This window comes from Plantactinospora solaniradicis (assembly GCF_042658085.1).
In the GTDB taxonomy this organism is placed as follows: domain Bacteria; phylum Actinomycetota; class Actinomycetes; order Mycobacteriales; family Micromonosporaceae; genus Plantactinospora; species Plantactinospora solaniradicis.
In genome coordinates this window covers 1-15,019 of sequence record NZ_JBHSPR010000084.1, presented here as the reverse complement: position 1 = coordinate 15,019, position 15,019 = coordinate 1, and the positions used below count along the sequence as shown (strand labels likewise).

Below are 15,019 nucleotides of genomic sequence, written 5' to 3'. Positions count from 1 at the left end.
CGGGGCGGGAGGGACCGGGACGGCTGGCAGCGCAGGCGCCTCAAGCGCCGTAATCGTCGACTGCTGCGCACATGGCGTCACTTAATAGACACCCGTCTATGAACGGGTCATAGCTGCCTGTCTTCATTCTCGGATGAGGAATGCGTGTTGTTCCTTCCCTCTGGCTTAGCCTTTGGGCAGTGCGACATTGCAAAAGACTATGTTGCCTTGGATCGTTTGAGGGCAGGCAGAGTAAGACCTAGTCGTTTAACTAAGGTGTACGCGCTTTCGGAATGGAGAAAGCGCTATGGAAAGCATCGAACGTGTCACCATCGCTACCCCTGACGCGATTCAAATCGTGGCGGTTAGCTTCTCTGGAAGCGTCGCGGAAGGGCGCGATAACGCATTGATCGTTGAATTCCCCAATATCGATCACGCATGGGGATTCGCGAAGGTCGTGAAGGAATGGGAATGGGATTTCAAGCTCCACCAGCCCGTTGCAAGCTTCACTGAGCCCGTGCTCGTTTGGGTGGGTCTGGCATGAGGTACGCAGAGGTCACCACTCATCAGGACTCCGAAAGCTGGAGAGCCTTTGAAGCTGTCGCCTACCCGAAACGGGAAGGCTTGTCTCTCGGGTGGCCAGACAAAGACGCCGCGTTGGAACACATGATGCAATGGGAATGCGGCGAGGCGTGTTCGTCAGAGGTCTTTCACGACTACCAGACCGAACACCCCGGCAACAGGGAATCGGATTACGTCGAGACTGAGACGCATGTCGTGACCTGGCACACGGGGCTTTGTCATGTCGCGCTCTATCGGAAGGTGCCCACTGGCACGGTCTATCTGGTCGAGGTCGAGAGCGGCACGGGCAAAGCCCGGACTCACTCTGTGCTCACACAGCCAGAGGGAATGAAACTATTCCGCCGTATGTGCGAGCTACACGAATTCGGGCCGGAAGAGGTCTCTCTTTGGGAGATCACGGTTTACCCGGACGAGCACGAAGATCTAGAGCTTTTGGAACTGGCGTAACAAACCCCTGAGAGTGCGCGTACGCCTTAGTTAAGCGACTAGGAAGCCCTACCCTAGCGACAACCTCTGTTTGGCCGTCTACGTGGCTCTGAGAGGCTTTAAATGATGCCTCTGAGTCCTTCTGGCGTAGGCGTGAGCTGAATCGGATGCGGCACTGCTATCGGCAGTGGGGGGTGCGACTCCCCTGTAGGGCGCATGAGCAAACAAACGAGTGATCTCATCAGGGGAATTCTGGGGATTCTCTACGTCGCTGGTGCGCTGGTCGCACTGCTCATAACGACGGAGGTTATCGAGACTGAGTGGACGAAGGCTAGAAACGCGTCTGTGGCAACGGCGCCTACGGTGTCGACGTCGCCCAGGGCGACAGAGGCGCCTACGGAGCCATCGGCACCTTGGATCAGTTGCGAAGACGTCGAGCGAGAGACCGAATATCCCGTGTGCTTTTTGTGGGCAGACGGACTAGAGATCTGTGCATCCGAAGACTCCGCACCGACCGGAGAGAATCCGGGTTGCTACTGGCCTAAGGGTGATTGCGGTTATGCCTTCGTGAGACTGCCTGAGCCATGGGGCGACGCGGTACCGCTCACCTTCACTCCTGAGTCGGATGCAGAGATCTGCAAAGAGATCAAAACGGAACTGTGGAAGTAGCAACGTCCTAGGCGAGCAACAGAGCCTAGGGCGCCCGGCTCACCACAGACTCACCTGAGACGAATTGGCACGGGGTCGCAGCCTGTGAACTGCGACCCCCTCTGTTCGCTTAGCTGAGACGAGGGGAACAGGCATGGGAGCAATCGCACGGTCCCGACGAGACCTCATCATCGGGAACAGCCCTTACTTCGCGTACACGTGGGACATCATCGAAATGGTCGGCGATGAACTGGAGTACTCCGAGGAATGGGTAAGGGCAGGGGTGGCATTCCGTAGCCCACCCGACAAGGACGGAAACGTTACCTACTGGTCCGTGCTTTTCGAGGTCTCGCGAACGTTGGTGGCGGCAGAAAACCGGGTGGCAGAGGATCACCCCTTCGCCGACACAACCGTTGTCCGGCTCTACCAGTCCTGAGCACTTCAGTCGAGCACTCATCACGGGGGATGAGTGCTCTATGAGTTGCTTAGGGAGGGGAGAGAATGGCCAAGGGAAAGCGTCCGTCATACGGGTTCACGATCCGAACCAGTGACGATCATGGAACGGTGTCGTTTCTCGCAGAAATTTGTGTCGTCAACCCTGACGGCACGTTCTATCGGCCCAACTCGGATGGCCTTGGGGACAGCGTCCACCACGGGTACGCCGACTTATGCATCTCGGCGTACGCCGAGATGAACACAACCAGTGTCTATATGCCTCGCATCTACTTCCAGCCCTTCCGGCTGGAAAAGATCGACGTTGCTAGGGCAATGGCGAACACGCTGAGTCGAGCGGATCGGGGACTCAAGAAGGTCCAACAGGATCACGGATACCTGGAAGACCACGACTTTCCGGGATGGCTGATGCGCTACGGAGACATCCTCGGAATTCGGAAGTACTTCGTGCGAAACACTCGGCAGGCTAGGGGGATGTCCGGCCAGCAATACGGCCAGACGAATGGACCGGGATTGCAGTTTTGGTTCGGCGAGCGACGTCGCGAGATCTCAGAGGGATACGTACTCGACTGATATCGCCATTCGCTAGACGGCACTCGGGAGCGCTCGACGTTATGAACCGTGGGAAGCGTCGAGCGTTGCCAGAGTTGCCTAGGGAATGGAGTAGGGAATGGCAGTAGGTCCCTTACGGGTGGTCATCTACTACGGGTGGTATGGGTGCATCAACCCACAATGCCCAGGTGGATGGCACGGCAAGTGCCACACGCAAATAGTCACCTGTACGTCACTTGAGGGTGCCCGACTCGTTATGAGCGACATCAACCGGCGGACCGCGTTGGGGGAGACATACCCGCTAAGCGTCCGAGACTCCTCGATCGGTGTTGCGGCATTCACTGTCGATCGACAGCTACCGCGACCGATGTTCGTGGAGTGTCCGGCGCTGGGAATCAACCGGCTAGAACACAAGGTCACTGTGAGGGTTTAGTACTGGCACACGCGCTACCAGGTAGCGCGTGTGCCTCACTAAGCCTTTATGGGGAGGTGAGTAAATGGGGAAGGAGACGCTACCGGAACCGGTACATGTCTTCATTGCATGCGAGGGAACCGAGCGATTCGCAGAGGGGGTATATCACTACCGCACCGTTGAGCCTGACAGTTTCTTCGACGAAGAAAGGGTGTGGGTCGATCCTAAAGGCGACCGGTGGTATTGGACTTACACCCCGTGTGCTTATGACGATGCGTACCTGATCATTCGAGACCAGCGGCCTAAGGCTCCTGGTGCCAGAGTGGAAATCCAATCCGGTACCATCAACCGACCAGTCCGGCGACGTCGGCGACGTCCGACGCTGACAAGCGAGATCATCAGATGGGTGGACGAATGGCTCAGGAAGTAGGGTCCAGTCCGGCAACTGTGGGCCTCACGCGCGAACAAGCCCTAGTTGCTTGGGATGCTCTGGCGGAGGTCTTCCCGACGTCCGGGAAGTGGGAAGGCATGGCCTGCCATGTCGAATCTCTCCGCACCCGACGGGGGGTGCTGGAGGTATTGCTAGAGCATCACGAAGACCACGAGTGGGTTGACGTCGCCCAGGTCGAGGCCGGGAACAACCTTCGTGAGCTGATGTCGTCTACGAAGCGACACGACATGTATAACGGACAGGGGCCGATGGCTCCACTGGTCAAGCGGGAACTTAACCGCGCCCAGGTCGCGGAAGAGTCTTGGAAGGCTCGCAACCGTCCGGCGCAAAACCGCCCGTGGTTTTCGGGCTTCAAGACCCCCTGAAATCCATTCTGAGCCACTATCGAGCGTGCGAGGTACTCGGTATCACGTACGTTCGCTTCGTCGCTTAGAGAGGAACTGAGAGTGGCAGAGGACGTCGCAGAGAAACTGCCGGAGGTTAGTCCGGAAGACTGGAAGATCTTACGGGAAGCGCTCTACAAGCTCCGTGAGGCCAAGGGAGAGACCTGGGCTAGCGCACAGGTGGTGGTGAGCAGCATCGAAGCGGGAGAGCCGGTACCGGCTCCACTGCCGACCGGTCGGGCTGGCCTCGACGCTGCTAGGACGTTCGCAGCGGACATCGGCGCACAGATGGTCAGGATTGACGACCTAATCCAAAGGGTCGACGACGGGCTCTATCCGGCGGAGAATGACGATTAGTCCGCTGAAATCCACTGTGAGGCGCTATCGAGCGGATAGGGGTACGGGGGTACCCTGTCCGTTCTGTTAACCCCTTAGAGAGGAGATGGGTGGACTATAAACAGGAGGCTGCGGCTACGGCGCTAGGACAACAATTCAGGGTTGGTCCGTTGAGGCTTGCTGCTCGACACGTCGGCGTGCGCTATGCCGGAGAGATGAGAAAGGCAGAGCTTGCACGCGAGCTTGCTCGTAACGACTGGGACGTTCCGCGAGTGCGAGAGTTTCTGGCGAGCCAGCAGAGAGGAAACAGAGTGGTGAAGGTTCCGGAGTCCGTAACCGGTGCACTCCGGTGGAAATACAGCGGGTTATTCGACCCGTTTCCGCCGGAGAAACAAGACAGAATTAGCCAGTGGCGGAATCACGCCGAGTGGTTTGCTAGCGGCTACCTAGCCGGCAAGGGCTTCCCGTTCGAACGGGAAGCCCGCGAGGAGGAGGCGACCCTTTTTGGCTACGCCTACGGAATCCACGTCATCGTCCGGCAGGAAACGCCCTTCCACATCGAAGACTGCTGGCGGATGTGGACCGAAGGTGACGCGATGTGGATTGGTATAGCGTTCTAGCCCGATGGCTCAGGCCGAACAGCCGGACGGAGTCCGGCTGTTCCCTTGAACTATTGGCACTAGGGAAGGATGAGGGATGGCGGAGATGCCCACGAAGGCGGATCTCAAAGACGTCTTTGAGACTCTGAGGACTGTTGCCCGGTCCATCGGGTTTGATGTCTCGCAGTGGGAGATGATCAGCCGTAACGGTGCGTGGCTGATTCAAAAGCGGGATGACGGCCGGTACGTCGACACGGAGCTACCTAAGCACATCGCGGAAGTCAGCGATCCGGAGACGACCTATAACCGGCTCGCCGATTACATCGCGGCCTTCACTGCCGTTCGCAACCTCCGGGCGGGAGGCTGAGGGATGTCCTATCAGCTATCCCTAGCTATCGTGCGAGATGACAACGGGCAGTTGCGGGCGGTATGCCAGCACATGGCAGGGCATCCGGACCACTGCGGCGATTGGTACCCGCTCGACGGCGTTGACGCCGGAGAGAATCACTGGATGCTAAAAGCGGCGGTTGCGCACGCCGACCTTGCGCACCCCCAGATAGCCAGCCCGGAGGCGTCCGACAGTGCTACCGGCTGACGCTTGACAGGGTCTAGAGCCTGCCTCACCTCCAGGAGGTGAGGCAGGCTGTGATGTCCTGTTAATCGACGCTAGGGGAGGACATGAGCAAGTACGCGTTACAGGTTGTCCACGGGAAAGACTGGGGCTACGTCATTCCGGCCGATACGGCGGAAGAGATGTTCAATGCCGAGGTAGCGCGCTTCAAAGAGCCTGGCGCAACCTGGGATTTCCGCACTGTGATGCGGCTGGACGACGGAGCCGAAATCTCGGTGTCGATGCGCCGGGGGTGTGATGCCGACGGCCCGTACTACTGGGCTTGCTGTGCCGTAAACTACTGTGTCCAGGATGCCCACACGGGAAATCAGCACGTAGACGCTACGGGGTTTAGCTGGACGGAAGGGGAATAGAAGATGGCGCAGGAAACCCAGGGAGAGGCTTTCCGCAGACAGGGGGATGAACTGCGAGAATTGACCGATGGCGAGCACTACTTCACTGGTACGGCCAATCGTGGCGGTAGCAAGGTCTACCTGTTTTCCTTCGGTGACTTCACCGATGCGGAGGTTGCGCAGCTTGAGTTGAGTGAGCGCCTACGGGTCGCACGCGAGGCGCAGACCGAATTCAACGAGCGCTTACGGATCGCGCGTGAGGCGCCGCCACAGTCCTGATAGGTGAGCCTGGCAGACGTCGCACGGGGGCGACGTCTGCCGTACTGATCTATCAGCCATAGCAATACCCCTGAGACACAGCCGGTCGGCTGTGTCTCTTTGTTGTGTCCAGTGGGAGGAGTGACAAAACCAGCATCGATGACGCTGATAGAGCAGCCCCGAGAGCACAGCGCGTACGGCGCTGTGCTCTCCCCTGTTTTATCAGCACAGCGCCACACACGGGAGAGCAGAAACGATGACACGTGAGACTGAGCTGCGCGCAATGCGGGCTAGCAAACTGCGAGCGACGATAGCGGGGCGACGCGGGACCAGTCCTGAGCCGATGAGTAATGACCTCAGGAGGCGACATTACAACTGGACCAACCTTATGAATCGCGGGACGAAATACGCCGCAGGTCGTGACGTCGATGGAGAGTTTGGGAAGCTCACGGCTCGACAGGCACGGCGTATCCAGAAAAAGGAAAACCGCGCTAAGGGGCGACCGTGATCGCCCTGGACGTCGCCACCGGCTACTACGGTCCGGCGGACCGGCTACCGCCGGAGTTAAGCGAACAGACTCGGGAGAGCTTCGTACGGGTAATCGCTGAGTCCGGACTGTGCCGATGCGAAGTCGGCTGGTATTCCGGCGATACAGGGGTCGTCCGGCCGTTTAGCACCCATGCATCAGAGGCGTTGATGGTGCCTTAGCGGATGTGTGGTGAGTATGGGGGATCGGTAGGTTACACCTAGGGTTTCATTCTGAGTGCAGGTGATATCCTATGGAGCCGATCCCCCGTCCTGTCCACATAGACCACTACAGGAAAGCGAGTAATTGATGCGCGGTAAGTGGAATCATTTAGAACCACGCGACACCCAGCCGATTCCGGCTGACAACACCAGTGAGTACGTCCGCAAGCAAGTAGCGTTGCACCGGCAAACGGGAAAACTGATTCATCCCGAGGTAGCAATGGAAATCGCCGCCTGGCATCACTCGCCGCAGTCTCCGGGGATTACCGCGTTTGCGTCGAGCGGAACCATCCTGGTTAGTCTCGTCCCCGAAATCGAGCGCGAGCGCGCGGCCAACCCTGATACCAGTTATGCGGTAGAGGCACTTATCGCGTACGTCAAGGCATCCCCCGGACCGGTGGCCTTCGAGACCTTCGACAGCTACGCCGCAGAGGCGCTGGCTCAGAAGATCCTGAAGCGGGGGACGGACTACGTACACACCTTCACTCCCCATGTTTTGGTCGGTGTTGTGCACGCACTACAGGACGTGGTCGACGGACAAGAGTTGGACGATGCCACTCTCGACACGGCGGAAGAGTTTCTTCTGTACGTCGGTGAGCAGTACGGAATCAAAATCGAGGGGAAGTAACCCGCGCGGTAGCCATTGAGTCCGTCCGGCCCGGCAATGCGAACGTGCATTGCCGGGCCGAATCATTCAGTGACTACCTATCGGAGGTAAAGAAGTGGGAGCTATGAAAAACCGGCTGATCGAGCTGGCCGGAACGGTGGAGCAGCAGGCAACGGTGCTTTCCGAGACCGGGGTGAGGATGCTCTATATGGACGGCACCCCGGAAAAGAATATCCGAGAGCTGGAATTTGCTCGGGACCAGGTCGATCGGGTCTTAGAGGAATACCGGCGGCTATGCAGTCTGTAGCCGAGCGTCTACCGCTACTCCGGGGCGACCGGCTGACCGGTCGGGCGAGGCAAGACGCTTTGAAGATGTTGGGGAAGATGCAGCGACCAAATCCGGAGTCATGGCTGCACAGGTATTACTTCTACGCCGTCAGCGAAAAACGGTTGTCTCCGTATCACGGGCATCCGGAAGTCGTCGAATATCGATTCAAGGGAGAGTGAAGATGGTCAAGGGTTGGGACACCCTACGCACGGAGAGCAGCGGCTTTATCCGGACGGAGAAGAGTACGTACCGCGACGGTGCGTACATCTCTGCGCAGCTACCCATCACTACAGAGTCGGACTTCCGGGCGGATGTATCGGTACATCTGTCGCGAGAGGAGACGGAGACTCTGATCAGCAACCTACAAAAAGCTCTTGCCTAGAGAACCAATAGGCCACACAGCCTCGCGGCTGTGTGGCCGGTTGGCTAGCTAGGAAGGAGAGGGCGAAGTGCCGATTGTCGGGCGAGACATCCGGCAGACCGTGGCAGAGATCAGGGCGGATTATCCGTGGCTGCACTGTCAGTGGGTAGACCTCGGGGCAAACCGGTGGATGGTCTACAACGGGAAGGCAAGTATTGACCCAACGCAGCCGATCATGGTAGGAAATTGGCGCTGGTGGGTTAAGATCATCAGCGGTGACGTTCCCCTGGGCAGTGCCATCTCAAAGGATGCTGTCCTAGAGGAATACACCGAACGCGGCTATCCGACAGAGGGTGCCGTACGTCCAGTGCTAGAAGCACTCGAAAAGAAGTGGGGAAAGTAGTGGCCAGCAAGACGAAGACTGACCGTCAGGACATCGACGGAATGAGCAAGGACTCCCTACGCGAATACGCTAAGGGAATCGGGGTGAAATTCCCGCCTCGGCTGGGTGAGGACAAGATGCGAGAGCAGATCCGCGAGCACTGGCGGGTACGGGATGCGCAGAAGGACGTCACCCCGGGGTCGGTGGGAGCGGCTGCAACCATCAAGACCTCCGCCACCGACGTCAAGGTGACCAAGCCCGTCAGCGCACCGCCGGCCGCGACCTTCAGCGACGCCCAGGAGCCGGCGGAGCCGGCGACGTCGACGAAGGCCCCGAGGCAGCGCAGGGCGACAAAGGCGGCTGTGCCGCCGGTTGTGCCGGTGGCTGCGGCGGCCAGCTCCACCGCCAGGCCCACGAAGACCGTCGAAGTACCGAGCGTCAAGGGTGGGCGCTCGTGCATGGGCCGGTGGGATGATGGGACCGGGGTCGCTACGCATCGGATGCAGAAGAATGACGGACCGCCCATCCTCTGTGTGGGGTGCGTCACGGAGTCGACGGCCGTCAACGGTCACATCACGTGGGTACCGGTTGGAGGGTAGAGAGTGAGCACTGAGTACGCCGAGACTGCCGGGAGGCTCTTGGCTGTCTTCGAAGAGTTGGAGCACCTGGTTACGTCGAAGCGAAACCTAGCCCTGGACATCGCCCCGTTGGGGGCGGCATCTCCGGCTACCGCTGTCGAGGCCGTAATACGGAACCTACCGGAGTTGGTAGCCCAGGGGGCACAAAGGTTCCGCACGAGCGCGGCTGGCGATCTCGACAGCTACAGCGTCCGAATGATGGAGTTGCTCACCGAGTTGGATCAGCACACTCCGGCGGACGGTACCGACTTCGCTAACGCATTTGCTGCCGGTCATGCACGCGAGATGACGGCACTACAGAACAACTGAATACCGCACAGCCGGAAAGGCCACTCCCTGTAGGGGGTGGCCTTTCCCCATTTCTGGGGAAAGATAATGGAAGCTTGCTGTTGTTTTGTCGTAGTCTTCTGCGGCGCGGTGGTGTGGCTGGGAGTCGGGAGGCTCCGCTACCTCCGCCAGAGGGATCATCCGGGGTGATCATGCACTAGCACAGAGTGACCCCCCGGTCAACTGGCCGGGGGGTCCGTGTGCGCCATACGGATAGATCTTGGCGCCAACCGGCAACCCGAGGAGGTCTCACGACCGGGACTGTTACCTTAGCTGGACATTAAGCGCCCTTTGAGCCAGGGAGGTCCTAGTGTCCGGTTTCGCTACCCTAAGTCACAGTCGCCTTGGGGGTCCGGTCCGAGCTGGCGTGGGTCCGGTGGCTGTCGACAACAGTCCGGTCCTCACGCGGTCTGGTCCGGTCCGAACACCAAAAGACCGGACAGCCCGCCCGCCTCAAGCCGCTGTCCGGTCTGGCCACGCGCTGCCTTTACTCTTCGACTTCGGCCACCGGGCTAGCGGTCAGGGCTCGCTCAACCTGGCCCAGAGCTTCGGCTAGCGCCGAATCTTCTTCGGCGTGCGCTACTAGCTCTTTTACTAGCGCCTTCAAGAGCCATGGCCCGCGAGACAGCGGGAGCGCACTTTCGACGATGCGCTTGTGGTGCTCGCTGCCGGGACGCTGTAGTTCCGAGTAGATGTGGATTTGTTGTCCAACGACTCTCGGTGCTCGCCTCAATAGATTCGCCGACCATGGATCTTGCATTCCCGCTTGTCTAGGCACACGAACCCCCTGTAGCCGAAGTCTGCTTTCCATACTGCGAATTCTCTAAATTTTCGCAGCAACATGGTAGCAGCACCTATGGTTCAAGTCACTCGGTGCCCTCGTTGACGACCTTTGCAGGATGTGATACGTGCACACTTCGCCGCGTTGTCGCGGACCTCCCTCGCCCGTTGGCCACAGCCACGACGCGAGCGGACGTGTTTTTCCTCCCCTGGACCCTGGGCCACAGCCCGGACCCACTCCTCTCAGAGTTAGGCAGCGTAGTGAGTACCCCTACCAATTCCCCCCGCCCGGTTCGGTCCGAAACGACCGATGGCGCCCTGGTAGCCGGGGATTACATATATGACGGCTCGTACGAGTCCCTAGGACATTGTCCTCGGATGAGTCTGAGAACGGCGCTTGCGTTTGAAAGGTTCATCTTGCGAGAGCGGAGGCTAAACCCTGATGACGCATGGTTTTCGGTGCAGATTTCGGCGGAAATCGCAGAAGGGAGAGTGAGACTGCCATGACAGATGTTGTCCCCGGACGGCACCTACGGATCGTGGAGACAACCACGACGACGCAACGGGTGGTAGAGGTGCCCGAGGCGAGGGTGATCCAAGAAAACAGGAGGTTGAGACAGGAGCTTGGCGACGCACTGTGGAAACTGGAAATGGCGCTGGCGGAGCTGGAGCTAGCTCGGCTAGACACGGAAGAACTTCTGAGCGGACCGCATGTCATGAACCCCTCTTACGTTGTCCCAGCCCTCTATCCCGACGAAGACGAAGTTCGAAAGCTTGCCAGCACCCGATGGGAAACCCGTGCCCGATGAATTTGCCCACCTGCACGTCCACGGAGAAAAGTCCATTACTGACGGAGCGGGGAAGTTTAGGGAATATGCGGACCGTGCCGCCAGACTAGGAATGCCCGCGTTGGCTGGAACGGACCACGGCAACGCCAACGACGGTCGGACGTTGTGGGAAGAGTGCAACCGCGTCGGGGTGAAACCCATCATCGGCAGCGAGATCTACCTAACTCCTGGCACCGACCGCAGGGACCGGACTCGGGTCCGGTGGGCCGATGGGGGAGAGGCTGACGTCTCCGGTGGAGGCGCGTACACGCACCTCACTGTCCTCGCTGGAGGTCCCGATGGCCTACGAGACCTCTTCGAGCTACAGCACCTCAGCTACACCGAAGGCTTCTACTCGAAACCTCGGGTTGATCGAGATTTGCTGAGGATGTACGGACAGGATCTCATCATCCTCTCCGGGTGTGTCGGCGGGGAGCTGGGGACACGGCTGCGCCTCGGCCAGCTCGACGAGGCGGATGAGACGGCGGCCTGGTTCGCCGAGACCTTCCGAGGTCGGTACTGGATAGAGGTGATGTCCCACGGCAACCCGTGGGAGACAGACCTCAACGAACAACTCATCGCACTCGCGAAGCGTCATGGACTAGGAACGGTGTTGACGAATGACGTCCATTATCTCGATACTCTCTCGGCTCCCACTCATCGCGCTATGCTCTGCGTTCAAACTCAGTCGACGCTTGCCAGGCCGGCGATGTCGTTTGGCGACGGCAATTATTCTCTGCGCCCTGCTCGCGAAATGGACAGCCTTGGGCTGCCCAAGGAATCCAGTCGTAATACGCTTGTTGTCGCTGAACAAATCGGGAGCTACGACGAGGTCTTCGAGGAGGGACTTCAATTCCCAGTCGCCCGACTTCCCGATGAATTCGAATTCGCCGAAGATTATCTACATGCTAGGGCAAATGCCGGACTCATCCAGCGTCGCCAGGGCTTTCCGACAGAGCAGGACAGACGACAGCTCCAGTACGAGCTAGAGACGATCTGCAACATCCCCGGCGCGGCCGATTATCTCCTCGTCGAAGCCGACATCATCGAGGCGGTAAAGGCGGAGGGGATTCTTGTCGGACCTGGCAGAGGTTCCGCCGGTGGCAGTTTGGTCGTCTATGCCCTCGGGATTACAGACCTCGATCCGGTTGCTCACGGCGGCATCTTCGAACGGTTCATGAACCCCAACCGGCTCGGGATGCCAGATATTGACATCGACGTCCAGGACGACAAGCGCGACCGGGTTATCGAGATCATTCGAGAGCTGTACGGAGACAATAATGTCGTCCAGTTTGGGACCTACCTGACCTTCGGAGCCAAAGGCGCGCTAGGTGCTGCGGCGCGCGTCCATGGCAAGACCTTCGAGCAGGGCCAGGCGTACGCCAGGCAGCTCCCCGAGCCGAAGGCCGGCAGGCCGGTAGACCTCGCCGACTACACAGGTCTGAGGGATGAGGTCTACGACACCGCTGAGGGGCTGTTCGGGCGCATACGCGGCCAGGGCGTACACCCTGCCGCCGTAGGTATTGCTCCGCCAGGGTACCGAGTGGAGAGGTCGATCCCTCTTCGTCGACCTGGCGGCGTCGGACCTCTGGTGACCGGCTACGTCGATCACGTCATGGAGGAGTACCTAGTGAAGTATGACTTCCTAGGGCTGCGAAATTTGACCATCGTCGCCAACACTCTGAAATTCTTGAAGCAACGCGGGGTCGCGCTGACGCTCCCGCTACTCCCAGGAGAATGCAATGACCGAAAGACGTACGAACAGCTCTCCGAGGGGTACAGCCTCGGATGCTTTCAGCTTGACGGCACTCAAATGCGGAGATTGCTTCGACGTCTCAAACCCTCTGAATTCGGTGATATTCTCGCCTTGCTCGCACTATTCCGTCCCGGTCCTATGGGTGCCGACGCTGACGATTACTACGCCGATCGAAAAAACACGAACGGTGGTGTCTGGTCAGATGACTGGGCAATTCATCCTGAGTTGGGAGAGGCGCTTCGTCCGGCCCTAGAAGAGACCTACGGACTGATTGTCTTCCAGGAGCAGGTATTGCAGGTTCTTAACATCATCTGCGGGTGGAGCTATGCCGAGGCTGCCCTACTATTCGACGCGATGAGGAAAAAGAACATTGAGAAGATGGACGCTACGCGACCTAACTACGAGGCTGCTGGCTTGCGTCGCGGCTACTCCGCTGAATCGCTTACGGCGCTCTGGGAAGTGCTGGTGCCTTTTGCGGATTATTCGTTCAACAAGGCGCACAGTGCCGGATACGGGCTGGTTGCATATTGGACGGCGTATCTCAAGGCGAATCACCCGGTGGAGTATATGGCCGCGACGCTTACTAGCGTCTCTGATGACCAAGACCGGCTACCGGAATACCTCGCCGAGTGTGCTCGTATGGGACTGCGAATACTGCCGCCAAGCATCAACGGTGGCTTCGGATTCTCCCCCGGAGACGGGGGGATCCACTACGGACTTGGGGCGATTAAGGGGGTGGGAGCATCTGTATACGCAGGAATCGAGGAAACCCGGGGGACCAGGCCGTTTTCGTCTCTGCGGGACTTTTTCTCACGTGTCGACCAGAGAGCCCTATCGCTGGGGACGCTGAAAGCCCTGGTGGCGTCCGGGGCGCTGGACACCCTGTGTCCGCGTCGAGAAGAGTTGTACGTCCAACAGACGGAGCTAGCAGCGAGGGCGATTCGGTGGAGAGCGGAGAGTGCCTTCGGTCAGCGGAGTCTGTTGGAGCCGACTTTCCCGGTTTGGCCCCGGGGGATGTACTCCACGACGACCCGCCGCGAGTGGGAGCAGCAATACCTAGGGGTAGCGCTGACGACTCAGCCGATCGAGCTGGGGACGACACGTCGGGTGACTCAGGAGGAACTTGAGTGGCTGAGAAATGTCCTCTCCCGGAACCCCGGAGATAGTCCAGTGTGGTTGTTGATCGGAGGTCGTAAGATGTCGCTGCCGTCGGCCAACTGGCCGGCGATTGAGGCCGCGATCGAGAGTGTAGGGATTTTTGATGTATCCGCCCCATAGGCCACAAAGGTCCAGTCTCGCGATTTGGAGCCTTGCGCTCGGGATTGTCTCGGTGCCGTGGTGCGCCGGGACGTTGGTCATCCCCGTTGCTGCGATCATCACCGGGCATCTCGCCCGGCGAGAGATTCAGGCAGCGCCGGACCTCAGGGGTAGAGTTATGGCCGGCTGGGGCTTGGGGCTCGGATACGTGTCGCTAGCCTTCGCCATCTTCGTTTACGCAGGGGTCGGTATCAACATCAGCCAGCAGTAGGAGGAGAGATGGGTACTGAAGTACTTGAGACTTTCAAGGCTGCCGTGTTGGACGAGGCCGTAAAACAGCAGATGGCGCGACTGCATGCAGTCGCGGAAACTCTGAAGTCCAATCCAGACATCACGAAAGAACGGGCGATAGACATCCTACTTGCGGAAGCGCAAGAGAGTTTCGGTGTCGACTGACCCGCCCTGACTCACAGAGCCCGTCTCCCCTTCGGGGGAGGCGGGCTCTTTTTTTGTGCCCTCAGGATGCCTCTCAGCTTCTCCTCTTCGGTCTTCCGGTCGTGGCACCTGGCACAGGCCCACCCGAGGTTGCTCGGGTCGTCAGTGCCGCCCTCAGCGCGATTGATGACATGGTCCACCTGTCCACCAGGATCACGGAGGCCGCAAAAAACACAGATTTTTGTCGCGAAATTTCGCGCCTGCTTTTTGAGAGTCGACCAGTTTCCCGGTAACTGCCGGGTGCCAGAGGATTCCTTCCAGACCTTGTGTCTTTTGCAGGGGGCGACCTCTTTACAGCCTGGCTTTGCGCACCTCTTCTTGGCTCGGGGGATGAGGTCTCCTGTCGTCGAGCGCGTCGACCAGCTCGGCACACAACTCCCGGCGTAGCCGGCGACGAACCTGCCGGGGCTCGCGACGCGGGTAGGGCAGTCAGGGCCAGGGCGACCGTGCTGGGGACACCACGGCGGCGACA

General features: G+C 59.4%; 20 protein-coding genes. 19 read left to right on the top strand and 1 reads right to left on the bottom strand.

Annotated features, from left to right (window positions below; all coding sequences use genetic code 11):
- Nucleotides 1-286: 286 nt before the first annotated feature.
- The 19 genes from ACFP2T_RS43385 to ACFP2T_RS43295 all read left to right on the top strand — a co-directional run bounded on the left by ACFP2T_RS43385 (nt 287) and on the right by ACFP2T_RS43295 (nt 14,508).
- Complete coding sequence (locus ACFP2T_RS43385) at nt 287-523, top strand: hypothetical protein (RefSeq protein WP_377432902.1); 237 nt, start codon at nt 287-289, stop codon at nt 521-523.
- Nucleotides 520-1,008 (top strand): hypothetical protein, encoded by a 489-nt coding sequence (locus ACFP2T_RS43380; RefSeq protein ID WP_377432900.1) that lies wholly within the window; start codon nt 520-522, stop codon nt 1,006-1,008. Before ACFP2T_RS43385 ends, ACFP2T_RS43380 begins: the two co-directional genes overlap by 4 nt.
- Nucleotides 1,009-1,789: 781 nt before the next feature.
- Complete coding sequence (locus ACFP2T_RS43375) at nt 1,790-2,071, top strand: hypothetical protein (RefSeq protein ID WP_377432898.1); 282 nt, start codon at nt 1,790-1,792, stop codon at nt 2,069-2,071.
- Between the two features lie 65 nt (nt 2,072-2,136).
- Nucleotides 2,137-2,661, top strand: coding sequence for a hypothetical protein (locus tag ACFP2T_RS43370; protein ID WP_377432897.1), 525 nt, complete (start codon nt 2,137-2,139; stop codon nt 2,659-2,661).
- A gap of 805 nt (nt 2,662-3,466) precedes the next feature.
- On the top strand, nt 3,467-3,868 hold the full coding sequence (locus tag ACFP2T_RS43365) for a hypothetical protein (protein ID WP_377432895.1): 402 nt from the start codon (nt 3,467-3,469) through the stop codon (nt 3,866-3,868).
- A gap of 81 nt (nt 3,869-3,949) precedes the next feature.
- A complete protein-coding gene (locus ACFP2T_RS43360; RefSeq protein WP_377432893.1) occupies nt 3,950-4,243 on the top strand; it encodes a hypothetical protein in 294 nt (97 codons plus the stop codon).
- Nucleotides 4,244-4,332: 89 nt separating this feature from the next.
- Complete coding sequence (locus ACFP2T_RS43355; protein WP_377432891.1) at nt 4,333-4,842, top strand: hypothetical protein; 510 nt, start codon at nt 4,333-4,335, stop codon at nt 4,840-4,842.
- Nucleotides 4,843-4,918: 76 nt separating this feature from the next.
- The gene (locus ACFP2T_RS43350; RefSeq protein ID WP_377432889.1) at nt 4,919-5,188 is read left to right on the top strand and encodes a hypothetical protein; all 270 of its coding nucleotides are present in this window, start codon (nt 4,919-4,921) and stop codon (nt 5,186-5,188) included.
- 311 nt (nt 5,189-5,499) lie between these two features.
- On the top strand, nt 5,500-5,805 hold the full coding sequence (locus ACFP2T_RS43345; RefSeq protein ID WP_377432887.1) for a hypothetical protein: 306 nt from the start codon (nt 5,500-5,502) through the stop codon (nt 5,803-5,805).
- 3 nt (nt 5,806-5,808) lie between these two features.
- The gene (locus ACFP2T_RS43340; protein WP_377432885.1) at nt 5,809-6,063 is read left to right on the top strand and encodes a hypothetical protein; all 255 of its coding nucleotides are present in this window, start codon (nt 5,809-5,811) and stop codon (nt 6,061-6,063) included.
- Between the two features lie 814 nt (nt 6,064-6,877).
- Nucleotides 6,878-7,417, top strand: a complete 540-nt coding sequence (locus ACFP2T_RS43335; RefSeq protein WP_377432883.1) for a hypothetical protein — start codon at nt 6,878-6,880, stop codon at nt 7,415-7,417.
- A gap of 103 nt (nt 7,418-7,520) precedes the next feature.
- Nucleotides 7,521-7,703 (top strand): hypothetical protein, encoded by a 183-nt coding sequence (locus ACFP2T_RS43330; RefSeq protein ID WP_377432881.1) that lies wholly within the window; start codon nt 7,521-7,523, stop codon nt 7,701-7,703.
- Between the two features lie 470 nt (nt 7,704-8,173).
- A complete protein-coding gene (locus tag ACFP2T_RS43325; RefSeq protein WP_377432880.1) occupies nt 8,174-8,488 on the top strand; it encodes a hypothetical protein in 315 nt (104 codons plus the stop codon).
- Nucleotides 8,488-9,066, top strand: coding sequence for a hypothetical protein (locus ACFP2T_RS43320; RefSeq protein ID WP_377432878.1), 579 nt, complete (start codon nt 8,488-8,490; stop codon nt 9,064-9,066). The genes ACFP2T_RS43325 and ACFP2T_RS43320 overlap by 1 nt, the downstream gene beginning before the upstream one ends.
- Nucleotides 9,067-9,069: 3 nt before the next feature.
- Nucleotides 9,070-9,414 carry a hypothetical protein gene (locus ACFP2T_RS43315; protein WP_377432877.1) on the top strand — a complete coding sequence of 115 codons (345 nt, stop codon included), beginning with the start codon at nt 9,070-9,072 and terminating at the stop codon, nt 9,412-9,414.
- A 1,301-nt stretch (nt 9,415-10,715) separates the two neighbouring features.
- Entirely contained in the window at nt 10,716-11,021 is a 306-nt protein-coding gene (locus ACFP2T_RS43310; RefSeq protein WP_377432876.1) for a hypothetical protein, read from the top strand.
- Nucleotides 11,011-14,073 carry a DNA polymerase III subunit alpha gene (gene dnaE / locus ACFP2T_RS43305; RefSeq protein ID WP_377432874.1) on the top strand — a complete coding sequence of 1,021 codons (3,063 nt, stop codon included), beginning with the start codon at nt 11,011-11,013 and terminating at the stop codon, nt 14,071-14,073. Before ACFP2T_RS43310 ends, dnaE begins: the two co-directional genes overlap by 11 nt.
- Nucleotides 14,057-14,323: a DUF4190 domain-containing protein gene (locus ACFP2T_RS43300; protein WP_377432873.1), complete on the top strand. Its 267-nt coding sequence runs from the start codon at nt 14,057-14,059 to the stop codon at nt 14,321-14,323. Before dnaE ends, ACFP2T_RS43300 begins: the two co-directional genes overlap by 17 nt.
- Nucleotides 14,324-14,331: 8 nt before the next feature.
- Nucleotides 14,332-14,508 (top strand): hypothetical protein, encoded by a 177-nt coding sequence (locus ACFP2T_RS43295; RefSeq protein ID WP_377432871.1) that lies wholly within the window; start codon nt 14,332-14,334, stop codon nt 14,506-14,508.
- An 11-nt stretch (nt 14,509-14,519) separates the two neighbouring features.
- Here the strand turns inward: ACFP2T_RS43295 and ACFP2T_RS43290 are convergent, their stop codons facing one another.
- Nucleotides 14,520-14,918, bottom strand: coding sequence for an HNH endonuclease (locus ACFP2T_RS43290; RefSeq protein ID WP_377433006.1), 399 nt, complete (start codon nt 14,916-14,918; stop codon nt 14,520-14,522).
- Between the last annotated feature and the right edge of the window lie 101 nt (nt 14,919-15,019).